Source organism: Kitasatospora sp. NPDC053308, assembly GCF_055585785.1.
The window spans coordinates 62,290-86,926 of record NZ_JBVJJY010000023.1 but is presented as its reverse complement, the minus strand read 5'-3'; the positions used below and the strand labels follow the sequence as shown (position 1 = coordinate 86,926).

Here is a 24,637-nt window from a genome sequence, read left to right as displayed (position 1 = left end):
GCTCCAACCGGGGAGATCCTGGCCCCGACCACCCGTCGTGATCAAGTCCTCCGGCCGCTCCGGCGCCATTCGGGATCCGCCCGGCGCCCTCGCCCACACCCCGCGCGGAAGCCGCCGCTGACCGCGTCCCGGGCCTCCGGGCGTCGCTTCCGGCTCCAGCCGCACCACCCACCGGGATCCACCGTCGACGCTGCCGGGGACGGTACAGCGGCCCCCATCAGGGGCGTTGGGTGCGCAGGTCGACTCCCGGGGCCCGGGCCGACGCACCGAGCACAAGCGGCTTGACGTCTCCGAGAAACCGAATATACGATGTATAGATCGTGCTGCGCCTTGCGAGTCTCCATATCCGCACCGGGGGGAGCGTATGGACCTGCGTCGACTGCGCTATTTTCTTGCCGTTGCCGAAGATCTACATTTCGGTCGGGCGGCCGAACGCCTTGGAATAACCCAGCCCGCGCTGAGTCAGCAGGTCAACAAGCTGGAGTCCGAATTGGGCGCCACCCTGATCGAGCGGACCAGCCGCACGATCTCGCTCACCGAGGCCGGGCACGACGCCCTGGAGCCGTTGCGCCGCTGCGTGGCCGCCTACGAGGAGGCCCGCGCGGTCGCGCACCGGCCCCCGCCCGGAGACGGCGGGCTTCTGCGCATCGGCTTCCCGCGCGGCGAGTCGACCACCGTCTTGACGCCGTTCCTGCGCCGGATAGCGCACTGCTGCCCGGGCATCCGCATCGAGCTCACCGACGTGCCCTGCGACAAGCAGGCGACGGCCATCCGCGAGGGCGCGCTGGACGTCGGCTTCATGCACCTGCCGGTCCTGGAGTCGAACCTGACGCCGCTGGTGGTGCGGCGCGACCGGCTGGTGGTGGCCTTGCCGGGCAACCACCCGTGCGCCAAGGAGCGGTTCGTCGACATCCGGCGGCTGGAGGAGGAGCCCTTCATCGGCGTCCGCCTGCAGTGCCCCGCCTACGCCGACGCCGTCGGAATGCTGGCCCGGCACGGCGGCTTCACCCCGCGGGTCGACATCGAGACCAACGGGATCGAGACCACGATCTCGATGGTGGCCAACCGCATGGGCGTGGCGATCCTGCCCGGGGCCGGCGTCGGGCAGCACCCCGGCGTGGCGGTGCGCGACCTCTCCCCGGCGACGCACGTGCTGGACCTGGCGTTCGTGCTGCACCGCGGCCAGAGCTCGCCGCTCGTGCGCAGGCTCCACCGCGTGGTCCAGGAGGCGTCCCGGGAGATCGCCCTGGCGCACGACAGACTGCGCGAGGCCCGTACCGCCTGAAAAACCCGGCCGCGCCGCCCCGGCTTTCCGTCCGGGGACGGCGCGGCTATTATTCGGACCGCAAGTATACGAGATATACTCCTCACTCGGGAGCGCACCGTGTTAGACGTTCGGGATTTGCACAAGAGCTGGGGCGCCGTCCGCGCCCTGGACGGCTTCGACCTGGCCGTGGCACCGGGAGAAATCTGCGGCCTCATGGGCCACAACGGCGCCGGCAAGACGACTTTCGCCCGGGTGTGCGCCGGACTGGAACGCCCCGACCGCGGCCGGGTGGTGATCGACGGGATCGACCTCGCCACCGCGCCCGGCCGGGCACGGGCCCGCGTCGGCCTGGCGCCGCAGGAGATCGCGCTGTACCCGACGGTGACCCTGCGCCGGAACCTGGAGTTCCACGGCGGGCTCGCGGGACTGCGGGGCAAGGCGCTGAGCCGCGCGGTCGAGGAGATCACCGCCGCCGTCGAACTGGAGGGCCGGCTGGACCAGGTCGTCGAGCAGCTGTCCGGAGGGCAACAGCGCCGGGCCCAGGCCGCCACCGCGCTGCTGCACCGCCCCGCGGTCATGCTGCTGGACGAACCCACCGTCGGGGCCGACCCGGTGACCCGTCAGGCCCTGCTCGCCCTGGTGCGGGCCAGGGCCGACGAAGGGGCCGCGGTCGTCTACACCACCCACTACCTGCCGGAGCTCGAGGACCTGGGCGCCACGCTCGCGGTCGCCGAAGCCGGCCGGGTCGTGGCACGCGGGGACCGCCGGGACCTGCTGGCCGGACTGCCGGGGCGGGTCGGCATCGCCTTCGCCGGCCCCGCGCCGCAGCGGCTGGCCGCACGCGCCGACGGCACGTCACCCGACGGCGGGCTGTGGTTCACCGCCGCCCGCCCGACCGAGGCGCTGGCCAGGCTGCTCGGCGACCTGGGGCCGGAGGCCGACCGGGTGCGCACCGTCCAGATCAGCGAACCGACGCTAGACGACCTCTACCGGCACCTGCTCGACCCCGCGTTCGCGGCCGACGGGCCGGACCGGCGAACCGACCGCCGGGACCGCCGCGTCCCGGCCCACCCGACCCCCGCGGAGGCGACCGACCATGGCCACTGACACCGCCACCCCACCCCTGTCCGGGTGGGCCGCACCCAGGCGCACCGCCGTCATCGCCCGCCACGCCGCGGTGCTCCTGATGCGCGAGCCGGGCACCGTCATCGCCTACGCCGTCATGTCGATCGTGCTGATGACCGTCCTGCGGCCGGTCTACGAGCGCCTCGGCAGCCCGGACGGACCGGCCATCAACCAGCAGGCCGCGGGCCTGGCCGTGATGTTCACGCTGCTCGCGCTCGACATGGCCGGGCAGACCCTGCTCTCCGAACGCACCTGGCGCACCTGGGACCGGCTGCGCACCAGCCCTGCCGGGCCGGCGGCCGTCCTGCTCGGCAAGGCGCTGCCGCTGACCGCGGTCTTCGCCCTCCAGCAGGCCGTGACGTTCGGGTTCGCCGCGGCCGCCTTCGACTTCGACCTGGCGGCCGGCTCCTGGCGACTGGCCGTCATGGTGCTGGCCTGGGCGCTGTGCGTGTCCTGCTGCGGGCTGGCCCTCGGCGCGTGGGTCCGGACACAGGGACAGCTCGCCGCCGTCTCCGACATCGGGGCGCTGGGCGTCACCTGCCTGAGCGGCTGCCTGGTCCCGCTGTTCGTCCTGCCGCACTGGGTGAGCGACGTGGCCCGGTTCAGCCCCGGGTACTGGGCCTCCCGGGGGTTCCAGGCCGCCGTGACCGGGGAGCGCTCCGTCTTCGTCGAAGCGCTCGGCATCACGCTCGCCGTCAGCCTGCTCGCCCTGGGCGTCGCGGCCGTCCGCGCCCCCCGCGCGGCACGCTGAGGAGCGGGCCCGGTCCGGTCACCGCGGCCAGGTCCTGTGATCGGGGCCAGGGGTCCCGTCACCGGTGCCGTCCCCGCGCCGGGTCACCGCCGGACCGCTCCCGGAGCGGTCCGGCGGTGACGTCGTGGTCCGGAACCCGTCCGCCGAGCGCCTGTTCGACCTGTCGCACCGCGGCGATCTCCATGTCCTTGCGGACCGACTCCACGGCGGATCCCAGGTGCGGGGTCAGCAGTGTCGCGGGATGCGCGAGCAGCCTGCGGGGAACCCTGCGGGCGCGGGCCGGCAGCGCCCGGTCCTCGAAGGCGAACACGTCGGCCGCGTAGCCGCCGAGCGCGCCGTCCTCCAAGGCCGAGGCCACCGCCTCCTCGTCGACCACCGAGCCGCGTCCGACGTTCACCAGCAGCTGCCCCGGCCGCGCCCGACCGAGGGTCTCACGGCCGATCAGATGGCGCGTGTCCGCGCTCAGCGGGAGCAGCAGCAGGACGACCTCGCAGCTGCCCATCAGCTCGCCCAGTCCGGCCGCCCGCACCCCGAGCCGCCGCTCCTCGTGCGCGGCGAGCCGCTGCCGGTCGTAGTAGAGCACCTCGGACGGTTCGAACCCGCTCAGGCGCCGTGCCACCGCCCGTCCGAGCCGGCCCATGCCGACCACCCCGACCCGGGCGCGGTACAGCCCTTTGCCGTAGAGCACCGGCCGCCAGCCGTCGAACCGGCCCGAGCGCACCAGCGCGTCGCCCTCGCGGACCCGACGGCCCAGGGCGACGGCCAGCGCCACCGCGAGTTCGGCCGTCGGCGCGGTCAGCAGGTCCGGCAGCACCGTGAGCCACACCCCGCGCCGGGCGCAGGCCTCGGCGTCGAAGTTGCCGTGCCCCTTGACCACGGTGCTGATCACCCGCAGCCGCGGGCACCGCGCGAGGAAGTCGTCGTCGACGCTGTCGGCTGTGCACATGATCAGGGCGTCGGCGTCGGCAGCCAGTTCCAGGCACTGCTCGCGGCCGAGCACGTCGGAATCGACCGGCACCACCGGATCGCTGAACCGGCGCAGGTAGTCGACGGCCTCCGGGTGGATCCAGTGCGACACCACGACCCGGTGCCGGTGCGCGCCGCACTGGTCCGGGGAGCGCCGGAAGGACGCCACCGCCACGGCCGGCCCGCGCGTCCTTCCGGCTCGTACGAGCCTCCGTCCGCCTTCCTCTGCCCCTGGCACGCCGTTCACTGCGGAGCCACCTCCCAAGCCGTTGCGAGGACGTAGTGGTCTGCGTCGGGTCCGGACAGGCGGTACGTGGCGACGGTCAGCGCACCGGGCCCGGAGGTCAGGAAGCCGCCCCGCCGGGGCAGCAGTTCCACCGTCAGATGGCCGTGGGCGGCGCCGCCACCGCGTGCCTTGTAGACCGCCTCCTTCGCGCAGAACAGCGCGGTCGTCCGGTACCCGGCCGGATCCGGGTCGCGGGAGCGCGCGATCCACGCGCGTTCGGCCTCCGTCGCGATGTGCCGCAGGCCGGCGGCGGGCACCCGGCCCTCGCGCTCCAGGTCCACTCCCAGGGCGAACGCACCGAGGGCCGCGGCACAGGCCCCGTAGCCGTCGCAGTGGCTGATCGAACCCGCCAGGCCGTCCGGGAACAGCGGCCGGCCGTCCGGGGCGCGCGCCACGGGCCCTTCACGGCCCAGGGCGGCGAGCGCCTGCCCCGCGGCGCGGCGGCCGGCCAGGAAGTCGGCGCGGCGGGCAGCGGGCAGGGCGGCCGCCCACCGGGCTTCGGCCGGGTGGTGCCGTGCCTGCTCGACGTCCGGGCCCGTCAGGCAGACCACGACGCCACGGCCGGGCCGCAGGGTCACGGTCCGGTCCGGGGCGAGCGCGGCGGTGCCGGCGGCGCTCACCCGCCGGAGACGGCCCGGGCCCGCAGGGCTTCGTCCACGAGCGCGGTGACGTCCCCGACGGTGACGAGGTCGTACAGCCGCTCGTCGTCGAGCGCCACCCAGTACTTCGTCTCCAGCGCGGCGATGATGCGCAGCAGGGTGACGGAGTCCATTCCGGCGAGTCCGGCCAGCGGCGAGTCGGCGGTGACCTGGTCGGACGGCAGGAACAGCTCCGAGGCGAACGCCGAGCGGACGGCTTCGCCGACGTTCTCGGTGGTCTCGTCCATGGTGGTTCTCCGTTTCGTGTCGGGCGGTGGGAGGACGGCCGGTCAGCCGGTCGCCGTGGCGAGGGCGGCCCGGACGCGGTTGCGCTGGACCTTGCCGCTGCTGGTCTGCGGCAGCCAGTGCGGCTCGACGAGGCGCACCCGCACTCCGCTCAGGCCGAGCCCGGCGGTCAGTGCCGCGGCGACCCGGCGTTCCAGGTCGGCGCGGTCCTCGGCGTCGGTCAGGGCGGTCTCGCCGACGAGCGCCAGGGTCTCGGCGCCGTCGGGGCCGGTCCAGGGGACCGCGACGCACCGGTTGCGGTACACGCCGGGCAGGTCGCGGACGATCGCCTCGGCGTCCTCCGCGTAGAAGTTCTCGCCGCGGACGACGACCATGCTCTTCTCGCGTCCGGTGACGAAGAGTTCGCCCCCGTCCAGGAAGCCGAGGTCGCCGGTGCGCAGCCACCCGTCGGGGGTGAACGCCTCCGCGCGTGGGCGGCGGTGGTAGCCGGAGGTGACGGCCGGCCCCATGATCTGGATCTCGCCGACCTGTCCGGCGGGAGCCTCGGCGTCCGGGGCTCCGGGGGCGGCGATCCGCACCCGCATCCCGGGGACCGGCCGTCCGACGCTCACCAGGGGCCGGGCGGTGGCCGAGCCGGGTTCGGCGGGTACGGCGTGCCCGGTGGTGCGCAGCCGGGTGCGGTCCCGCCAGATGGTCCGGGCGCCCTTGCCGGTCTCACTGAACGTCACGGCGAGCGTGGCTTCGGCCATCCCGTAGACCGGGCACACGGCGCCGGCGACGAAGCCGTGGGGGGCGAACCTGCGGGTGAACTCCTCGACGGTGCGGCTCTGCACGGGTTCGGCGCCGTTGCAGGCCACCCGCCAGGCGGAGAGGTCGAGCGGGGTGGTGTCGAAGCGGTCGGCGACGCCGATGAGGTGGTCGTAGAAGAAGTTGGGTGCCGTGCAGACGGTGCAGCGTTCCTCGGCGAAGGCGGTGAGCCACTGGGCGGGGCGGCGGATGAAGTCTCCCGGGCGCCACAGCGCCAGTTTCCCGGCCGCGAGCAGGCCGACCAGGACGGACACCAGTCCCATGTCGTGGAAGAGGGGCAGCCACAGGCCGATGGTGTCGGCGCGGGTGATCCGGGCCGCGCCGACGATCGCCTCGACGCCTGCGGCCATCGCGCGTTGGCTGAGCACCACGCCCTTGGGCGCCGAGGTGCTTCCGGAGGTGTACTGGATGAAGCCGGGGCGGTCGGGGGAGAGGGGCAGGCACAGCCGGGATTCGACGTGGGGGAGCGCGCCGAGGTCGAGGACGGCGGTGCCGCCCTGGAGGGTTCCGGTGAGCCGGTCGCGCAGGCGTCGGAGCCCGCTGTCGGTGACGATGAAGCGCATGTCGCAGTCCTGTGCGACGGCGGCCAGGTGGCGGCCGTAGGCGTCCAGGCCGCCGAGCGAGTTGGGCAGGGCCAGCGGTGCCGGGACGGCGCCGGCGTACATCAGGCCGAACAGGGCGGTCAGGAAGCCGGTGCCGTTCTGCAGCACGATGCCGGCGACGTCGCCGGGGCGGACGCCGGCCTCGTGCAGGTCGCCGGCGAGGAACCGGGCGCGGTCCAGCAGGTCGCGCAGGTCCGTCTGCCCGCCTTCTCCGGGCAGGCGGATGGTGGTCGGGTCGGACCGGCGTGCGCGGTCCTCCAGGCGGGCGATGAGCGTGTCTTCCATGGCGGTGCACCCCCTTTCCACGGGTTGGGGCTTCCACGGGTTCCGGCTCTCCACGGTCCCGGGGGTCACAGGAGCCGGACGAGGAGCAGGCAGTTGAGCGAGACGATGACCGCCGCGCAGGCGGATGCCGCGAGGACGGTCGTCCGGCCGACGGCCCAGTCGCCCATCAGGTCCACCCGCCGCACGTAGCGGATCAGGGGAACGAGCGCGAAGGGGATGCCGAAGGACAGCACGATCTGGCTGGCGACCAGCGCCCGGGTGGGTTCCACTCCCAGGCACAGCACGACGAGGGCCGGCAGGGCGGTGAGCCCCCGGCGCAGGACGGCCGGCACCGAGCGGCGCAGCAGGCCGCGCATGACGACCTGGCCGGCGTAGGTGCCGACGCCGGAGGCCGCGAGGCCGGACAGGAGCAGGGCGATGAGGAAGACCACGCCGAGGGCCGGGGAAACGTCGGCGAACGCGTGGTGCGCGTCGGCGAGCGTGGCGTCGTCGGGAAGTCCGGAGCGGCCGTGCAGGAGGGCGGCGGCGACTCCGAGCAGGGCGAGGTTGCCGAGGGTGGCCAGGGCCATGGCGAGGCCGACGTCGGTGCGCTGGCCGCGGGCGGCCGTGCCCGGCGCCGTGCCGTGCAGGCGCGCGGTCAGGGCGGAATGGAGGTAGACGGCGTGCGGCATGACGGTGGCGCCGACGATGGCGATGGCGAGGGTCAGGTAGGTGCCGTCGAGGTCCGCCGCGGACGGCAGGAGACCGGCCGCGGCCGGGCCGGGGCTCACCCCGGCCAGCGCGCAGGCGAGGACGAAGGCCACCAGCATGGCGCCCAGGGCGAGTGCCATCAGCCGTTCGAAGCGTGGCTGCCGCCGGTCGGCGAGGGCGGTGGCGGCGTAGGACAGTCCGACGGCGAGGAGTCCTCCGAGCAGGGGCGGCAGGCCGAACAGGAGGTTCGCGGCCACGGCCGCGCCGACGATCTCGGCCAGGTCGGTGGCCATGCAGACGAGTTCGGCCTGCACCCACATCACCGCGACCTGCCAGGGCCGGGCGCGTTCGCGGACCACGGTGCACAGGTCGCGGCCGGTGGCCAGGCCGAGGCGGCCGGCCAGGGACTGGATCAGCGCGGCCGTGCCGCTGGCCGCGACCACGACCCAGATCAAGCCGTATCCCTTGGCCGCACCGCCGGAGACGTTGGTGGCGAAGTTGCCGGGGTCGACATAGGCGATCGCGGCGACGAACGCCGGCCCGAGCATACGCAGGAGGGCCGCGGTGCGGGTGGCCGGCACGGGCCCGCCGGCGGGAGGCGTCCCCGCGGTCCCGGCGGCCGGGGACGGCACCGCGGCGCGGCCGCCCGGCGCGGCCGGGCGGGTCGTCGGCCCGCGGCCGCCGACGACCGTCACCGTGTCGCCGCCGGCCGTCGTGGGCCGGGCCGCGCGCCGTACCGGGTTCACCGGGTCCCCGGTTCGGCGTCCGTGTACCTCCGCTCGTCCTGCGCCAGGTCGTCGTAGCCGAGCAGGCCGAACACTTCCGACAGGGGCGCCAGGTGTCCTTCGACCCGGGTCACGCCCTCGGTGGCGAGGATGTCCCGCGACACCTTGCTCATGGCGGCGAACGCGGCGCGCATGTTCTGGTTCGCCCAGATCACGCCCGTGATGCCCAGGGAGCGGAACTCGTCGGCCGGGGTGTCCGCGTACGTCGTGGGTGCGATGACCAGGGGCAGCCGCTCCTGCCAGGCCCGGACGAACTCCGCGATCTGCTCGGCGGTCTTGCGGCGTGAGTGGATGAAGAGGGCGTGCGCGCCGGCCTCGGCGTAGGCGTGGGCGCGGTCGAGGGCTTCGGTGACGGTTCCTCCGGCGATCAGCGTCTCGGTGCGCGCGACGATGCGGAAGTCCTCGTCGCCGCGCGCGTCGACGCAGGCGCGCAGCTTGCCGCAGAACTCCCCGACGGGCGCCAGTTGGTGGCCGTTCCCGACGAAGGAGTTCATCTTGGGGAAGACCTTGTCCTCCAGGCACACCGCCGAGGCGCCGATCCGCTCGGCCTGGCGGGTGAAGCGGCGCGCGCTGTTGAAGTCGCCGTGGCCGGTGTCGCCGTCGACCATGACCGGTACGCCGGAGGCGTCCACGATCCGGGCCGTGACGTCGAGGATCTGCGACCAGGAGGCCTCGGAGCTGTCGCGGACGCCGAGGGCGGTGGAGATGGACAGCCCGGACGCCCAGATAGCCGGGAATCCGGCGGCGTCGGCGATCCGGGCGGACAGCCCGTCGTGCGCCTCCATGAGGAAGAACAGCTCCGGCGCCTCGAGCAGGGCACGGAGGCGGGCGTTGCGTGAGTGAGTGAACATGCGTCTCGTTTCCTGGGTCGGTGCGTCAGACGTAGAGGACGACATCGCCGTCCTCGACCTCGGCCCGGTAGGTGGCCGCGCGCAGCGGCCGCGGCTCCCACACGGAGCATCCGGTCGAGACGTCGGTCTCGAAGTTGTGCCAGGGGCAGACCGCCACGGTCCGGTCCTTGGAGCGCTGGTGCTCGCCGGGCCGCTCCGCGACCCACATCCGCTCGACGGAGCCGCCGGACAGCGGTCCGCCCTGGTGGGGGCACACGTCCGAGAGGGCGTGCAGGTGGCCGTCCCCGTCGCGGACCACGAGGATCCGCCGGCGTCCGAGCTCGACGAGGCGGCTGGTGCCGGGGGCGAGTTCGTCCAGGGCGCAGACCACGTGCCGCCTGCGTTCGCGCTTGTGCTCGGTGGTCATCGCCTCACACCTCGATCCCGTAGAAGGAGGCCGCGTTGTCGTGGAGGATCTTGCGGCGCAGCTCGTGGGAGAAGCTGGTCGGCAGCGCGCGGGTCGGGGAGTCGAAGTCCCAGTGCGGGTAGTCGGACGAGAACATGAGGAACTCGTCGTTGCCGACCATCTCGAACATCTGGAGCAGGTGCGCGGGGTGCTCGGCGATCTCCATCGGCTGGGTGGTGAACTTGACCCGCTCGCGGATGATGTCGGAGGGCAGCCGGGTGACCCACGGGATCTCGCGGCGCAGGCTCCGGTAGTTGTGGTCGAAGCGCCACATGAGGTGCGGCAGCCAGGTCCAGCTCGACTCGATCATCGCCACGCGCAGGTCGGGGTACTTGTCGAAGACCCCGTGCACGACGAGTCCGATGAGCTGGGACTGCCACGCCTGCTCGATCGCGGTGTGCCACTCGATGTAGTAGGGCGGCAGGCCCACCGCGGTCTCGACCGTGGCGCCCTGGTGGAAGCCGACCGCCAGGTTGTTGCGCTGCGCCGCGGCGTAGACCGGGTGGTACTTCTCCTGGCCGAGCACGTCGTGGGAGATGACCGGCAGGATGACCTGGACGATCTGCGGGTGCTGGCCGATCCGGTCGATCTCGCGGGCCGCCTCCTCGGGCTTCTGCGCGGCCACGCACACCGAGCCGAGCAGCCGCGGGTCCTTGTCGAGCCAGCAGGCGATCAGCCAGTCGTTGTAGGCCTTGGCGATGCCGCAGGCGAACTCGGGCTGCGTCTTGAACTCGCTGGGGTACAGCAGGCCGGTCAGGACGGCCTTGCCGATGCGGAACTCGTCGAGGTGCTGGCGCTGCATCAGCCCCAGGTCGCTGCCGGCCCGGTGGCCGTTGCGGGGGTTGGCGTCGGGCCGGGCCAGGCCGCCGGTGGTGGGCCAGGAGTAGGGGATGGAGACGCCCATCCAGTTGTCGGGGTGGATGCGGCTGCGCCAGGGCTCGTCGACGTACTGCACGAACTCCAGCGGGTTGCCGATCATCTCGTGCACGTCCGCGTCGATCACGGGGATGTCCGCGTGCGGTGCGGTGTCTTCGCTCGGTGCCACGTCTCATGCCTTTCCGGGAGTGCGGACGGCCCGGGGGTAGCGCCTGGCGATGAGGCGCTCGACGAGTCGGCCGGGGAGGATCCGCTTGACGAACAGCTGCAGGGGGACATGCGCGCCGATGGAGTACACCGGCGCCGGATCGGGGGCGTTGACGATCCGCCACACCAGCCGCGACACCTCCGCGGGGTCGCCGGCCCCGGCGTGCGAGGCGTCGAGGGTGGCCGAGGCCGCGGCGAGCGCGGGGGCGTAGGCGGAGCCGGGGAGCAGCACCCGTTCGCGGCTTCGGCTGATGTCGGAGCGGTAGTAGCTCGGCTGCACGATGCTGACGCGGACCCCGAACGGCGAGACCTCGTAGCGCAGCGAGCGGGTGAAGCTCTGGAGGGCCGACTTGGAGGCGGCGTAGGCGGACTGGTAGGGCAGCGGGAACTCGGCCATCAGCGAGCCGACCATGACGATGCTCCCGCGGCCGACGGCGCGCATGCCGGGCAGGTACGCGCGGGCCAGCCGCACCGGCCCGAACACGTTCACCGCGAAGAGGCGGGCGATCGCGTCGTCGTCGAGGTCTTCCAGCGGCCCGAGCTGGCTCATCCCGGCGTTGTTCACCAGGATGTCCACCGGGCCGGTCAGCTTCACGCACGCGGCCACGCTCGTCGGGTCGGTCACCTCCAGCGGGAGGTACTCCACGCCGGGGAGGCGCTCGGCGGGTGCGAGCCGTTCGGGGTCGCGGCAGGTGCCGAACACGGTGACGCCGCGTGCGGTCAGGAACCGGGCGATCTCCCGGCCCAGTCCGCTGGAGGCGCCGGTGACCAGGGCCGTGCGGGGGGAGGGGCTAGCGGAGGAGGTCGAGGAGACGGTCATAGGCCGTCACCACCTTGTCGTTGTCGGCGGTCGTGTGGGCGGTGGTGAGCATGTCGCGGCCCATCCGGGACAGCACGCCGGCGTTCTGGACCGGCAGCATGTAGCGGCCGAGGATCTCGCGGCGGCGCAGGACTTCGTCGAAGTCGGCGGGGCCGCGCAGGGCGACGGCGTGCGGCGCGGTCAGCTCGATGCGCACCACGGTCCCGAAGTGGTAGGCGAAGAAGTCGAATCCGCGTGTGGCGAAGAGCTCGTTGAGGCGGCGTACGAGGTCGGCGGCGACGGCTTCGGCCCGTTCGAACACCCCGCTGCGGCCGATGAGGCCGAGGGTGTGGTAGGCGGCGGCGGCCGAGAGGACGTTGCCGGACAGGGTGCCGCCGATGTAGGTGGTCGGGCGTCCGTCGGGGACGCCGATGTGCGCGGTGTCGACGATCTCGCGGCGGCCGCCGACCGCTCCGCAGGACGGGTAGCCGTTCATCAGGCCCTTGCCGAGGGTGGTGAGGTCCGGGCTGACGCCGAACCGGGTCTGGGCGCCGCCGCGGGCCGCCCGGACACCCGTCACCACTTCGTCGAAGACGTACAGCGCGCCGTGGCGGTGGACCAGTTCGATCGCCTGGCGGTGGAAGTCCTCGTCGAAGGGCACCAGGCCGGACTCGGCCCCGAGGGGCTCGCAGATCACCGCCGCCACGCCGCCGGCCGGCTCGGCCTCGCCGAGCGCGGCTTCGAGGGCGTCCAGGTCGTTCTGGGGGACGAGGACCGTGGTGCTCAGCGCCTCCGGGGGCACCCCGCCGGCCAGGATCGTCCCGGAGCCCGGCACCTCCAGGTCGGTCATGAACTGGTCGCCCCAGCCGTGGTAGGCGCCGCGGAACTTGATCACCTTGCGGCGGCCGGTGAAGGCGCGGGCCATGCGCATCGCGGCGAGGTTGGCCTCCGCGCCGGAGGAGGTGAAGCGGACGGCCTCGACGGAGGGGAAGGTCTCCACGATCCGCTGCGCGGCGAGGATCTCGAACTCGTCCATGTAGCCGTGGAAGTTCGTGCGCCCGCCGACGACTTCGCGCAGGGCCGCGGTGAGTTCGGGGTCGTTGTGCCCGAGGCTGAGGGCGCCGCCGGCCAGGACACAGTCCACGTACTCGTTGCCGTCGGCGTCGGTCACCCTGCTGCCCAGGCCGGCGCGCATGAACAGCGGGTACGGGTAGGACAGCGGGTCGACGTGCTCGACTCCGCGGGGGAGCACCCGGGCCGCGCGGGCGCCGAGGCCGGCCGAGGCACGGGTACGGCGCAGGAAGAGCCCGTGTTCGGCCTCCAAGCGCTGCGGGTCGGGTTCCCTCAGCGGTGCCGCGGCGAGCGCGGCCTGGCGCTCGCGGACCTCTGCCGCCTTCACGGCCGGCCCGTCAGCGCGTGGTGGACCTTCTCGATCGCCTCGACGGTCTGCGCGACGTCGTCGGCGGTGTGCAGGGCGGTCGGTGTCAGCCGCAGCTGCACCACGCCCTTGGGCACCACCGGGTAGGTGACCAGGCTCGCGAAGACGCCGTGCTCGTCGCGCAGCCGCCGGATGAACTCGATCGCGCGTCCGGTGTCCATGTCCAGGTAGACGGGGGTGACCGGGCTCTCGGTGGCCCCGACCTCCAGGCCGCGGGCGCGCAACTCCGCCTGCAGCAGGGCCGAGACGCTCCACAGCGCCTCGCGGGCCTCGGAACGCTCGCGGATCAGCCGCAGGCGGGTCCGGTTGCCGACGACCACCGGCATCGGCAGGCCCTTGGAGAAGATCTGCGAGCGGGTGTTGTAGCGGAGGTAGGAGATGACCTCGGACCCTCCGGCGACGAAGGCCCCGACGCTGGCCCCGGCCTTGGCGAAGGTGCCGAAGTAGAGGTCGATGCCGTCCTGGACGCCGAAGTGCTCACCGGTGCCGCCGCCCTGGGGGCCGGTGACGCCGAAGCCGTGGGCGTCGTCGACCAGGAGCCGGAAGTCGAACCGCTCCTTGAGACGGACGATCTCGTCCAGCCGGCCGAGGCCCCCGGACATCCCGAACACCCCTTCGGTGACGACCAGGACGCCGCCGTGGGGGGGAAGTTGCGAGGTGACCCGCTCCAGCAGGTCGGTCAGCGCGGCGATGTCGTTGTGCGGGAAGGCGAAGTGCTTGCCCTGGTGCAGCACGACGCCGTCCATGATGCAGGCGTGGCACTGCGCGTCGTAGATGATCACGTCGTGCCGGCTGGTGAGCGCGTCGATCATCGACGACATGCCGGGGTAGCCGAAGTTCATGAAGAACGCGGCGGGTTTGGCCGCGTAGTCGGCCAGTTCGCGTTCCAGGTGCTCGAGTTCATCGGTCTCGCCGGACATCATCCGCGAGCCCATCGGCGCCGCCAGGCCGTAGTCGGCGGCGGCCTTGGCGTCGACGGCCCGCACCTGCGGGTCGTTGGCCAGACCGAGGTAGTTGTTGATGCTCCACACGACGCACTCGCGCCCGCCGAAGGTCATCCGGTTCGAGATCTCGCCCCGCAGCTTGGGGAATGCGCACAGCCCGTGGGTGCGCTCGGCCCAGGCGCCGAGCGTTCCCTCCACGGGTTTCGTCTTCGCGAACAGGTCCATCGGCGGTCCCCTCCAAACGATCGCACACCGGTTCGGTGGGCGCGGTGAAGCGAGAAGCTAGGCAGCGAGCGCGAGGCCGGTCAACGCACGCGGTCGTCGCTGATCGACCGATAAGGGATGCCTGATACATCACGGAGCCGCCACGGCCGGCGGACGCTTATCGATCGTCCCGGGCCCGCTAATCGACGTTGGCCGCCCGGTGGACCACTGGTTGCCTGTGCGTGTCCGGCGGACCGGCGGTGCGGTGTCCCCCGCACCGCGCCGCCGTACCGTCCGCGGCCACGCCCCCACGGCACACCGGCCGCACCCACCGGTACCCCGGCGTCGTCGGCACCACCGCACCCGCCCCCGCACGGCGGAACGCACCGGATGACCGGCACCACCCCCATGGTCCGGACCGGCCGCTCGACCGGACCGGGCCCGCCAGCGACCGAAACACCGAGGACCCATGACGACAGCCCCGCCACGCCCCTCGCCCCAGGCACGGCCCGCCCACCCCTACGTCGTCTTCGGCCCCGGATCGGTCCTGGGCCTGCCGCAGGTCCTGGCCCGCTTCGGCGACGAACGCCCGCCGCTGGTACTGGCGGGCCACGGCTCGGGAGGCCGCACCTGGCTCGCCGACCTCCGCGGCACCCTGCCGGTACACGTCTTCGCCACCGTCCCCAGCGGCTACCCGACCTGGGCGAAGATCGACCGGATCGCGGACCTGATGGCCCGTCTGGACACCGGCCCGATCGTGGCCATCGGCGGCGGCAGCGTCGTGGACACCGCCAAGGTCGCCTCGGCTCGCGCCGCCGAGGCCGCCGGCACCGCACGCCGCCCGGTCACGGCCGTACCCACCACACCCGGCACCGGCGCCGAGGTGACGCCGTTCGCGACGGTGTGGGACTTCACCGGCGGACGCAAGGACTCCTTCTCCGGCACCGGCGTGGCACCGGACGCCGTGGTCGTCGACCCGGAACTGACCCGGACCCTCACCGCCGAAGCACTCGGCAGCATGGTGTTCGACACCCTCGCCCAAGGCATGGAGGGCGCGTGGTCGGCGGGCTCGACGCCCGAGACCGTGGCCCACGGCATCGGCGCGGTCGCCCTGGCCGGCGCCAACCTGGAGCGGCTCCTGGCCGACCCCGACGACCTGGCCGCGCGCAGCGCGATCAGCCTGGCCGGCCTGTACTCCGGACGCGCCATCGCCGTGGCCCGCACGACCGCCTGCCACGCCCTGTCCTACCCCATCACCCTGCGGTACGGCGTGGCCCACGGCCACGCCTGCGGCCTGACCCTCGGCGCGGTCCTCGGCTACAACGCCGCCACCACCGACGCCGACTGCCAGCATCCGGCCGGCGCGCGCGGCGTGCGCGACGTCGTCGCCCGCATCCTCCACGCACTGCGCTGCGACGACCCCGCCTCGGCCGCCCACCGGCTGGACCGCCTGCTGGCCGCGACGGGGCTGACCGGCTACGGCGCGCACGACTTCGACGACCGGCACCTGGCAGCCGAGGCGATGCGCTACGACCGGGCCGACAACAACCCGCGCAGGATCGACCGCGACCGCCTCGGGTCGCTGCTCGCCGAACTGCGCCAGTCCTCCTCACCGCGGAGCGAGCGATGACACCCGACCGGTTCAGGCTGATGCACTGGATGAACGCCCGCAAGACCACCCCGGAGCTGCTCGGCGCCGACGGCGTCGACACGGCGGTGCTCGCCGCCGTCCTGGACGGCACCCGCACGGACATGTCCGAGGCGCAGTTCACCGCCCTGTGCGCGGCACTGCGCGTCGCACCGGAACAGATCACCGCACGCCAGGACACCACCGCGGCCGCGGTCGTGCAGAGCGCCGACCGACTGCACGCCACCCGCCGACCCATCCGGCGAGCCGGCATCCACTTCTACGACTACTACACGATGGCGGCGCCCGAGGGCCGGGTCGCACCGGTCATCCTGGACATCCTCTGCCCCGCCGGCACCCTCCCCGAGCTCAACAACGGCCACCTGGAACCCGCCATCACGGTCAACCTGGGGCCCGGGCGCATCCACGGGCGCTGGGGGAGCGAACTCGACACCACGACGTGGCGGGTGCTGGAGCCGGGCGACTCCTACGTCGAGTCCTCGTACCGCCCGCACTCCTACTCGCTCGTGGACGCCACCCCGGCCAGGATCGTCTCCTACACCGGCGCCTCCAACCTGGCCCGCCTGCTGGACGAGGCCAACGCCTGGAGCGACCAGGCGGCCGCGACGATGCTCGCCGACCTGGACGCCGTCCCGGCCGTGTCGGCGGTCCTGCGCGCGGCCCTGCGCCGACGCGGATTCGACGCCGACAGCGCGGGCCGGGCCTGCGGCATCGACGCCGGACGGGTCCTGGCGTTCTGCGACGGCAAGACGGACAGCCTCGCACTGGACGAACTGCGCGACCTCGGCCGGGGACTGGGCTTCGACTTCCGGACGCTGATCGAGCCCGCCCGCCGGCGCGACGCGCTGGGCAAGACCCACCTGACGGCCGCGGAAAGCCGGGCCGGCGCCCGCAGCTTCGCCGGCTACACCGCCGCATCCCTGGCCATGACCCCCGAACTGCCGGACCTCGTGGGCACCTTCCTCACCGTCCACGGTGAGGCCCCGAGCCTCGACCTGGCCGACCACGGGGAGAACCACTACCTGGTCACCGAAGGGGACCTGACGCTGCGCTGGCAGGAACCGGACGGCACGGTCGCGGCCGCGGCCATCGGACCGGACGGCACCGCGTGGCTCGCACCGTTCGTCGCGCACTCGTGGTCCGGGCACGGCTCGGTCATCAAACTCGGCAGCGGCGAACACCTGGGCTACCTCGACCACCTCGAACTCACCAACACCTTCGACCCGGCCGCCACCCTGCGGCGCGGCCGGCAGGACGCAAGCGGCTGGGGCTACGAGCCCGGCAGCGGCACCTAGAGGAGAACCCATGCCCAGCGTCTTCTACACCGACCCCGCCTGGGCCGTCGACTCCACCGGCCGCCTGGACCCCGCCCTGGCGACCATCGAGCGCGACGTCTACGGCGACGAGGTCGAGATCCGGTTCGGCTCGCGCGGCGCGGCGGGCTACGCGCTCGACGGCGAGGAACTGCACGCCCGCGCCGCCGGCGCCGACGCGATCGTGGTCTACCGCTGCCAGGTCACCCCGGAGCTGCTCACCGCCGCCGGCGACGACTGCCGGGTCGTGGCACGCCAGGGCGTGGGCCTGGACAACCTGAACATCCCGCTGCTGAGGCACACCGGGCGCTTCGGCTTCCACGTCCCCGACTACTGCGGCGACGAGGTGAGCACCCACGCCATGGCCCTGCTCCTGTCCCTCGAACGCGGCGTGTGCGTGCAGAACGAGGCGGTGAAGTCCGACAACTGGGGCATCTACCGGGGCGGCGTCCCACGCCGCACCGCCACGGCGACGGCCGGGATCGTCGGCTTCGGCCGCATCGGCCGCGCGGTCGCCCGCAAACTCCAGGCCTTCTACGGCCGCGTCCTCGCCTACGACCCCCACGTCCCCGGCGACCTGATGGCCGGCCACGGCGTCACCCGCTGCGCGGAGCTGGAGGAACTGCTCGCGGCCTCGGACGCCGTGCTCCTGCACGCCGAACTCACCCCGCAGAGCCGGGGGTTGGTCAACGCCCGCTCCGCCCGCGCCTTCAAGCCGGGCAGCCTGCTGGTCAACGCGGCCCGCGGCGCCCTCGTCGAACTGCCGGCAGTCGCCGCCGCCCTCGCCGACGGCCGACTGGGCGGGTTCGCCTCCGACGTGTTCTCGCCGGAGGACCCGAACCGCGACCCCGTGGCCGCGGAACTGCTCAAACGCGACGACGTGGTCGTCAGTTCGCACCGGGCGTTCCTGTCCACGCAGGCCGAGGCCAGCCTGCGCCGCCGGATCGCCGAAGACGTCCTGCACGTGCTGCGCACCGGCGAGCCGCCGCGCTCGGGACGGGTGGCCTGATGGTCCCGGCCGCCCACCTGCTGGACCTGCTGGCCGACCGGGGAGTCGTCGACGTCACCGGCGTCCCCTGCTCCTACCTGACACCCCTCATCAACCGCACCGCCTCCGGCTCACGGGCCGCCTACCTCCCGGTGACGCACGAGGGGGAGGCGGTGGCGCTCGCCACCGGCGCCTGGCTGGCCGGCGCGAGCGCCTGTGTGATCGCGCAGAACTCCGGCCTGGGCAACATGGTCAACCCCCTGACCTCCCTCAACCACCCGGCCCGCATCCCGGTCCCCCTGGTGGTGACCTGGCGCGGCGAGCCCGGACGCCCGGACGAGCCGCAGCACGCCCTGATGGGCCGCATCATGCACGACCTGCTGGACGTCATCGAGGTCGGCCACACGCTGCTGCCCGACACCGCCGGCGCCATGACCGACTCCGTCGCGCACGGCTGGAAGGAGATGGAGGACTCCGCCCTGCCGCACGCCTTCGTCCTGCGCCAGGGCGTCCTGGCCGACGAACCGCTGCGCGAACCGCAGCCGCCCGCACCGCCGCGGCCGACCGTGGTGCGGCACGAACCACCGCACGCGCCACCCACCCGGATCGCGGCACTGGAGGAACTGCTGTCGCTGCTGCCCGACACGGCCGCCGTGGTGTGCACGACCGGCAAGTCCAGCCGCGAACTGTTCACCCTCGCCGACCGCCCGCAGCACTTCTACCTCGTCGGCGCCATGGGCTCGGCCACCGCGGTGGGCCTCGGCGCCGCCCGGTACACCGACCGGCCGGTGGTCGTCGTCGACGGCGACGGCGCGGCCCTGATGCGACTCGGCGCCTTCGCCGCCGTCGGACGGCACGGCAGCGCCCGCTTCGTCCACATCCTGCTGGACAACGGGGTCCACGACTCGACCGGCGGCCAGCTGACCCTCTCCGCACAGGCGGACTTCCCCGCCATCGCCGCGGCCTGCGGCTACCGCGCCGTCCACGACTGCCCCGGCCTCCCGTCGTTCACCACCGCGCTGCGCGGCGCCCTGGCCGGCGGCGGACCGACGCTGATCCGCCTGGCCGTCACCCCGGGCTCCCTGCGCACGCTCGGCCGGCCGACCATCGGCCCGGCCGACGTGGCCCGCCGTTTCCGCGAGTTCGTCACAGGAGGTGCGCGATGACCCATCCGGTCGGCGTGATCCACGGCCGCTTCCAGCCCCTGCACCTCGGCCACCTCGAGTACCTGCTCGCCGGCGCCCAGCGCTGCGAGACCCTCGTGGTCGGCATCACCAACCCCGATCCCCACCAGACGGCCCACGAACCCACCGACGTCGAGCGCGGGCTCCCGGAATCGAACCCGTGCACGTACTACGAACGCCACCTGATGGTCCACGGCGCGCTGACCGAGGCCGGAGTCCACCCGGGCCGCCTGCGCATCGTCCCGTTCCCCCACTCCTTCCCCGAACGGCTGCGGCACTACGCACCCGAGGAGGCCGTCTACTACCTCACCGTCTACGACGACTGGGGGGACGCCAAGCTCCACCGCTTCCGCGAACTGGGCCTGCGCACCGAGGTCATGTGGAGGCGCACCGACAAACCGATCAGCGGCACGCGGGTACGCCGCGCGATCGCCCTGGGCCGGGCCGACTGGCCCGCACTGGTCCCGGACTCCGTGTCCGCCGTCATCAGGGAGCGTGGCATCGATGACCGCATCCGTGCCGTCCACGGCTGACCCCAAGGTCTACGTCCTCGCCCTGTGCGGGGCAGCCGACCGGCCGATCGCCTCACTCGGCGGCCGCACCCCCCTGGAGGCCGCCGACACCCCGCACCTCGACGCGCTCGCCACGCGCGGCGCCGGCACACTGGTCGAGGTCATCGGCTCCGGGATCCCGCCCGAGTCCGACTCCGGCGCGATGGCCCTGCTCGGCTACGACCCGCTGCTCCACTACACCGGACGCGGCCCGCTCGAGGGCTTCGGCGCCGGCTACTGGCACGACGGCGGCTCGTCCGTGGCGTTCCGCATCAACTTCGCCAGCCTCGACACCGCCTCCGGGCGCCTGGACCGGCGCACCTCCCGCGACCTGACCGACCCGGAACTGGAGACGCTGGTCGCGGAGATCACCGCCGCCGTGGACCTCGGCCCCGGCATCCGGCTCTCGCTGACCGGCTGGGGCCGCCACCGGGGCATCCTCGCCCTGACCAGCGAGACGCGGGAACTGTCCGGCGACGTCTCCAACACCGATCCCGGGTTCGTGAAGGACGGCGCCTTCGGCGTCCCGGTCGCCGAGCCCGCCGACATCCCCCTGCCGTGCCGTCCGCTGCGCGACGCCCCCGCCGCGCGGCACACCGCCGACCTCGTCAACGCCTTCGTCACGGCAAGCTCCCGCGTCCTGGCGGCCAGCGCCGTGAACCGCGCGCGCACCGACGCCGGCCGCAAGCCCGCCAACGTCATCCTGGTGCGCGACGGCGGCCACCACCTGCCGGTCCTCGCCCCCGCGGCCCGGACCACGTCGATGTACGGCCAGGTCCCCGCCGAGCAGGGACTCGCCGCGCTGATGGGCGCCCGCTTCACCCGCTCCCGGCCCGGCGCGGACGAACCGGTCGAGGCGTACTACCGCGCCCTGGTCCCGACGCTGCTCGCCGACCCCGCCGAGGTGGTGTTCGTCCACGTCAAGGGCCCCGACGAACCCGGACACGACGGGCGGGTCCGGGCGAAAGTCCGGGCGATCGAGGACCTCGACGCCCACCTGGTCGGCCCACTGGCCGCCGCCCTGACGCCCGCCGACACCGTCGTCGTGACCTGCGACCACTCCACCCCCTGCGAGCTCGGCATCCACGCGAGCGACCCGGTGCCGCTCACGGTCGCCGGGCCCGGCGTGGCACCGGACGGCTGCACCGCGTTCGGCGAACGGGCGTCGGAACGCGGCTCGCTTCCGCTGTCCCGAGCCTGCGAACTGATGGACTGGCTGTTCAAGGAGCGCCCGTGCTGATCGAACGGGTACGGCTGCGCGGCGTGCTGGACTCCCGGGCGCACCCCACGGTCGAAGCCGACCTGCACCTGGCCGGAGCCGAGGGCCACGGCCGCGGGTCCTGCCCGGTGGCCATCGCACCGGGACGCCGCGAGCGGCGCCGCGGCCTGCGCACCGGAGGCCTCGGCGCGGTGCTCGACCAGGGCGACACCGCCCGGCTCGTGCACGCCGCGCTCCACGGCCGGCGGGTGCCGGGGCAGCGGGAGTTCGACACCGTGCTGCTCGCCCTCGACGAGGAACACGCGCTGGGCGCCGACGTCACGCTCGCGCTGTCCCTGGCGTTCGCCCGCGCGGCGGCCCGGCACGGCCGGCTGCAGCTGCTCGCCTGGCTCGTCCGGCAGACCGGCACACCCCCCGGGCAGGTACCCCGGCTGCTCGTCAACGCGTTCTCCGGCGGGATCCACGGTCCGGGCGCCGCAGCCTCGTTCCAGCAGATCATGACGATCCCGCTCGGCGAGAGCCTGGACGAGGACATCCGCATGGCCCTGTCCGTCCACGCCGGGCTGGAGGAGGCGCTGGAAGAGCCGAGGCTGTCGGCGTCGAGCGGGTTCGTGGCCGCCGGCCGGCCGACCGGTGAGCAGCTGACCCTGCTCGCCTCGGTCATCGAGCGCCGCGGCCTCGGGGGCCGGGTCGGCCTCGGGGTCGACGTGGCGGCCGAGCACCTGGCCACCGACGGCGGGTACCGGTTCGAGGGCGAGGTCCACGACTCCGGCCGGTTCGGCGGCCTGTTGCTGGAACTGGCCCGTGACCACGGCCTCGGCTATGTCGAGGACCCCTTCGACCCGGCCGACGCCACCGCCTGGCGCACCTTCACCCCGCAGCTGGGCGGGGTCGGCGCCCGAGTCGTCGGCGACGACCTGTTCGCCTCCGACGCCCGACGGGTGGAACCGGGCCTGGCCCACGCCGTCCTGCTCAAACCCAGCCAGGCCGGAACCATCTCGGCCACCCTCGACGCCGCTTCGGCGGCCGCGGCCGCCGGTCTGCGCACCGTGGTGTCGCACCGCTCCGGAGAGACCGAGGACACCGCGATCTGCGACCTGGCCGTGGCGGTCGGAGCCGACCACGTCAAGATCGGCGGCCCGCGCCGCGGCGACCGCATCGCCAAGTACAACCGCTTCCTGCGCCTGCTCGAGTCCCCGTTGCTGGCGGGCCTTCCCCGCCCGCCCGTCCACCCCGAGGAGAACCGGCATGTCCCGTGCCAGTGAGTTCAAGAGGCTGATGCTCGACCCGAAGATCCTGGTCGTGCCGAGCGCGTACGACGCGCTCAGCGCCAGGGTCATCGAACAGGCCGGATTCCCGGCCGTCCACATGACCGGCTCGGGCACCTCGGCGGCCATGCTCGGGCTGCCCGACCTGGGCTTCGCCACCATCACCGAGATGGCGTGGAACGCCAAGAACATCTGCCTGGCGGTCGACCTCCCGGTGATCATGGACCTCGACGCCGGCTACGGCAACGCCATGAACACCTGGCGCAGCATCCGCGAGTTCGAGCAGGCCGGCATCGTCGGCGGGCACCTGGAGGACCAGGTCGTGCCCAAGCGCTGCGGCCACCTGGAGGGCAAGCGGCTGATCTCCGCGCGCGAGATGGCGGGCAAGATCGAGGCGGCGGTGGAGGCCCGCCGGGACCCGGACTGGACCATCATCGCCCGCACCGACGCCCGCGAGAAGCTGGGCCTGGACGAGGCGATCCGCCGCTCCAAGGAGTACGTCGCGGCCGGAGCCGACTGCATCTTCCTGGAGGCGATGCTGTCGGTCGACGAGATGAAGCGGGTCCGCGACGAGATCGACGCCCCGCTGCTGGCCAACATGGTCGAAGGCGGCAAGACCCCGTGGCTGACCACCGCCGAACTGGAGGCGATCGGCTACAACCTCGCGATCTACCCGCTGTCGGGCTGGTTCGCGGCGACCTCGATCCTGCGCAAGGTGTTCGCCGAACTGCGGGACGCCGGAACGACCCAGGGGTTCTGGCCCCGGCACGGCATGGAGATGACCTTCGAGGAGCTCTTCGAGGTCTTCGGGTACAGCAAGATCTCGGAGCTGGAGGAGCGGGTCGTGGTGAAGGACGACGATGTTTCTTGACGGCCGGATCCACCGGACCGACCGCGAACTGACGGTGTCCGACCCCTGGACCGGCCGGGCCGTCGCGACCCTGCCGGCGGACGGCCCCGAACAGGTCGCGGCGGCACTGGCCGTGCTGTCCTGCGCCGGCCCGGCGCCGTCGGCCACCGACCGCGCCGCGGTCCTGGCCCGGGCGGCCGACCTGGTCGCCGGACGGGCCCCGGAGTTCGCGGCGCTGATCACCGCCGAGGCCGGGATCTGCGTCACCGAGTCGGCCCGGGAGGTCGAGCGCGCGGTGGCCAACCTGCGGGTCGCGGCCGCCGAGGCGGAGCGGATCCGCGGGGAATCGATCCCGATCCCCGGCGCGGGCCGACTCGCCGTCACCGTGCCCGAGCCGGTCGGCGTGGTCGCGGCGGTCACCCCTTTCAACCGGCCGCTGAACCAGGTGGTCGTGAAGGTCGCGCCCGCCGTCGCGAGCGGCTGCCCGATCGCGCTCAAGCCCTCCGAGCGGACCCCCCTGACCGCCTTCAGGTTCGCCGAACTCCTCGTCGAGGCGGGACTGGCACCCGACCGGCTGGCCGTGCTCGCCGGAGATCCGGGGAGCGTGGGGCCCGCCCTGGTGAGCCATCCCGAGGTGGCCATGGTGACGCTGACCGGCAGCGTCACCACCGGCCGCGCGGTGGCCGCCGCCGCGGCCGGCCGCAAGCTGCTGCTCGAACTGGGCGGCAACGACCCGCTGTTCGTCCTGCCGGACGCCGACCTGGCGGCCGCGGCCCGGCTGGCCGCCGACGGAGCCTGCGCCACCGCCGGGCAGTCCTGCCGCGGTGTGAAGCGGATCATCGTGTGGGAATCCGTCGCCGACGAGTTCGTGCCCCTGCTCACCGCCGCGGTCGCGGCGAAACGGGCCGGCGACCCGCGAGCCGCGGACACCGACGTCGGACCGCTGATCAGCGAGGACGCGGCCCGCCTGGTGACCGAACGCGTCGCGGGCGCGGAGAAGGACGGAGCGGTGGTGACCGTCGGCGGTACCCGCACCGGCCCCCTCGTCGCGCCCACCGTCCTCGACCGGGTACGGCCCGGCTCCGACCTGGTCCGCGAGGAGACGTTCGGCCCGGTCGCACCGGTCCTGCGCGTCGCGGACACCGACGCGGCCGTACGGATCGCCAACGGCACCCCGTACGGGCTCCAGGCCGGCGTGCTCACCAACGACAGCGCGGTGTTCTGGGAACTCGCGGCCCGACTGCGGGTCGGCGCGGTGAACCTGGGGGCCGGGCCGCACTACGATTCGCCGCACATCCCGTTCGGCGGTGTGAAGGCCAGCGGAGTGGGCCGCGAGGGCATCCGGTACGCGATAGCGGAGATGACCTCCGTCAAGACGGTGACACTCCCGTACGTGTGAGGAGC

At 73.5% G+C, this 24,637-nt stretch carries 23 protein-coding genes; 12 read left to right on the top strand and 11 right to left on the bottom strand.

The annotated features are described in order from the left end of the window. The first annotated feature begins 364 nt into the window (after positions 1-364). The 3 genes from ACZ6Y7_RS33370 to ACZ6Y7_RS33360 all read left to right on the top strand — a co-directional run bounded on the left by ACZ6Y7_RS33370 (position 365) and on the right by ACZ6Y7_RS33360 (position 3,143). The gene (locus ACZ6Y7_RS33370; RefSeq protein WP_465761689.1) at positions 365-1,285 is read left to right on the top strand and encodes a LysR family transcriptional regulator; all 921 of its coding nucleotides are present in this window, start codon (positions 365-367) and stop codon (positions 1,283-1,285) included. A 117-nt stretch (positions 1,286-1,402) separates the two neighbouring features. Further along, on the top strand, positions 1,403-2,374 hold the full coding sequence (locus ACZ6Y7_RS33365) for an ABC transporter ATP-binding protein (protein ID WP_465761688.1): 972 nt from the start codon (positions 1,403-1,405) through the stop codon (positions 2,372-2,374). Next, on the top strand, positions 2,364-3,143 hold the full coding sequence (locus tag ACZ6Y7_RS33360; RefSeq protein WP_465761687.1) for an ABC transporter permease: 780 nt from the start codon (positions 2,364-2,366) through the stop codon (positions 3,141-3,143). Before ACZ6Y7_RS33365 ends, ACZ6Y7_RS33360 begins: the two co-directional genes overlap by 11 nt. Positions 3,144-3,201: 58 nt before the next feature. Here the strand turns inward: ACZ6Y7_RS33360 and ACZ6Y7_RS33355 are convergent, their stop codons facing one another. The 11 genes from ACZ6Y7_RS33355 to ACZ6Y7_RS33305 all read right to left on the bottom strand — a co-directional run bounded on the left by ACZ6Y7_RS33355 (position 3,202) and on the right by ACZ6Y7_RS33305 (position 14,233). Next, the gene (locus ACZ6Y7_RS33355) at positions 3,202-4,284 is read right to left on the bottom strand and encodes an NAD(P)-dependent oxidoreductase (RefSeq protein ID WP_465761686.1); all 1,083 of its coding nucleotides are present in this window, start codon (positions 4,282-4,284) and stop codon (positions 3,202-3,204) included. 68 nt (positions 4,285-4,352) lie between these two features. Further along, on the bottom strand, positions 4,353-5,015 hold the full coding sequence (locus ACZ6Y7_RS33350; RefSeq protein ID WP_465761685.1) for a 4'-phosphopantetheinyl transferase superfamily protein: 663 nt from the start codon (positions 5,013-5,015) through the stop codon (positions 4,353-4,355). Next, positions 5,012-5,281, bottom strand: a complete 270-nt coding sequence (locus ACZ6Y7_RS33345) for an acyl carrier protein (protein ID WP_465761684.1) — start codon at positions 5,279-5,281, stop codon at positions 5,012-5,014. Before ACZ6Y7_RS33345 ends, ACZ6Y7_RS33350 begins: the two co-directional genes overlap by 4 nt. Positions 5,282-5,323: 42 nt before the next feature. Then, the gene (locus tag ACZ6Y7_RS33340) at positions 5,324-6,973 is read right to left on the bottom strand and encodes an AMP-binding protein (protein WP_465761683.1); all 1,650 of its coding nucleotides are present in this window, start codon (positions 6,971-6,973) and stop codon (positions 5,324-5,326) included. Positions 6,974-7,038: 65 nt separating this feature from the next. Next, the gene (locus ACZ6Y7_RS33335) at positions 7,039-8,211 is read right to left on the bottom strand and encodes an Nramp family divalent metal transporter (RefSeq protein WP_465761682.1); all 1,173 of its coding nucleotides are present in this window, start codon (positions 8,209-8,211) and stop codon (positions 7,039-7,041) included. Between the two features lie 194 nt (positions 8,212-8,405). Beyond that, a complete protein-coding gene (gene aepX / locus ACZ6Y7_RS33330) occupies positions 8,406-9,299 on the bottom strand; it encodes a phosphoenolpyruvate mutase (RefSeq protein WP_465761681.1) in 894 nt (297 codons plus the stop codon). 25 nt (positions 9,300-9,324) lie between these two features. After that, positions 9,325-9,705, bottom strand: a complete 381-nt coding sequence (locus ACZ6Y7_RS33325) for a Rieske (2Fe-2S) protein (protein WP_465761680.1) — start codon at positions 9,703-9,705, stop codon at positions 9,325-9,327. Positions 9,706-9,709: 4 nt separating this feature from the next. Beyond that, positions 9,710-10,789, bottom strand: coding sequence for an amidohydrolase family protein (locus ACZ6Y7_RS33320; RefSeq protein ID WP_465761679.1), 1,080 nt, complete (start codon positions 10,787-10,789; stop codon positions 9,710-9,712). A gap of 3 nt (positions 10,790-10,792) precedes the next feature. Beyond that, positions 10,793-11,647, bottom strand: a complete 855-nt coding sequence (locus tag ACZ6Y7_RS33315; RefSeq protein WP_465761678.1) for an SDR family oxidoreductase — start codon at positions 11,645-11,647, stop codon at positions 10,793-10,795. Next, on the bottom strand, positions 11,619-13,025 hold the full coding sequence (locus tag ACZ6Y7_RS33310) for an aspartate aminotransferase family protein (protein ID WP_465761677.1): 1,407 nt from the start codon (positions 13,023-13,025) through the stop codon (positions 11,619-11,621). The genes ACZ6Y7_RS33315 and ACZ6Y7_RS33310 overlap by 29 nt, the downstream gene beginning before the upstream one ends. Next, the gene (locus ACZ6Y7_RS33305) at positions 13,022-14,233 is read right to left on the bottom strand and encodes an aminotransferase class I/II-fold pyridoxal phosphate-dependent enzyme (protein WP_465761676.1); all 1,212 of its coding nucleotides are present in this window, start codon (positions 14,231-14,233) and stop codon (positions 13,022-13,024) included. The genes ACZ6Y7_RS33310 and ACZ6Y7_RS33305 overlap by 4 nt, the downstream gene beginning before the upstream one ends. Before the next feature lie 448 nt (positions 14,234-14,681). Here ACZ6Y7_RS33305 and ACZ6Y7_RS33300 point away from each other — a divergent pair, with 448 nt between their 5' ends. From ACZ6Y7_RS33300 to ACZ6Y7_RS33260, 9 genes are read left to right on the top strand one after another with little or no spacing between them, the layout of a single operon-like run. Then, positions 14,682-15,842: a phosphonoacetaldehyde reductase gene (locus tag ACZ6Y7_RS33300; RefSeq protein WP_465761675.1), complete on the top strand. Its 1,161-nt coding sequence runs from the start codon at positions 14,682-14,684 to the stop codon at positions 15,840-15,842. After that, on the top strand, positions 15,839-17,155 hold the full coding sequence (locus ACZ6Y7_RS33295; protein ID WP_465761674.1) for a cupin domain-containing protein: 1,317 nt from the start codon (positions 15,839-15,841) through the stop codon (positions 17,153-17,155). Before ACZ6Y7_RS33300 ends, ACZ6Y7_RS33295 begins: the two co-directional genes overlap by 4 nt. A gap of 10 nt (positions 17,156-17,165) precedes the next feature. Beyond that, on the top strand, positions 17,166-18,182 hold the full coding sequence (locus tag ACZ6Y7_RS33290) for a C-terminal binding protein (protein ID WP_465761673.1): 1,017 nt from the start codon (positions 17,166-17,168) through the stop codon (positions 18,180-18,182). Beyond that, entirely contained in the window at positions 18,182-19,327 is a 1,146-nt protein-coding gene (gene aepY, locus ACZ6Y7_RS33285) for a phosphonopyruvate decarboxylase (protein ID WP_465761672.1), read from the top strand. Before ACZ6Y7_RS33290 ends, aepY begins: the two co-directional genes overlap by 1 nt. Further along, complete coding sequence (locus tag ACZ6Y7_RS33280) at positions 19,324-19,878, top strand: adenylyltransferase/cytidyltransferase family protein (RefSeq protein WP_465761671.1); 555 nt, start codon at positions 19,324-19,326, stop codon at positions 19,876-19,878. Before aepY ends, ACZ6Y7_RS33280 begins: the two co-directional genes overlap by 4 nt. Next, entirely contained in the window at positions 19,850-21,136 is a 1,287-nt protein-coding gene (locus ACZ6Y7_RS33275) for a CMP-5'-phosphonoformate--3-phosphoglycerate phosphonoformyl transferase (RefSeq protein ID WP_465761670.1), read from the top strand. The genes ACZ6Y7_RS33280 and ACZ6Y7_RS33275 overlap by 29 nt, the downstream gene beginning before the upstream one ends. Further along, on the top strand, positions 21,130-22,380 hold the full coding sequence (locus tag ACZ6Y7_RS33270; protein WP_465761669.1) for an enolase-like domain-containing protein: 1,251 nt from the start codon (positions 21,130-21,132) through the stop codon (positions 22,378-22,380). Before ACZ6Y7_RS33275 ends, ACZ6Y7_RS33270 begins: the two co-directional genes overlap by 7 nt. Beyond that, complete coding sequence (bcpA, locus tag ACZ6Y7_RS33265; protein ID WP_465761668.1) at positions 22,364-23,254, top strand: carboxyvinyl-carboxyphosphonate phosphorylmutase; 891 nt, start codon at positions 22,364-22,366, stop codon at positions 23,252-23,254. Before ACZ6Y7_RS33270 ends, bcpA begins: the two co-directional genes overlap by 17 nt. Beyond that, entirely contained in the window at positions 23,244-24,632 is a 1,389-nt protein-coding gene (locus ACZ6Y7_RS33260; protein WP_465761667.1) for an aldehyde dehydrogenase family protein, read from the top strand. Before bcpA ends, ACZ6Y7_RS33260 begins: the two co-directional genes overlap by 11 nt. Positions 24,633-24,637 lie beyond the last annotated feature (5 nt).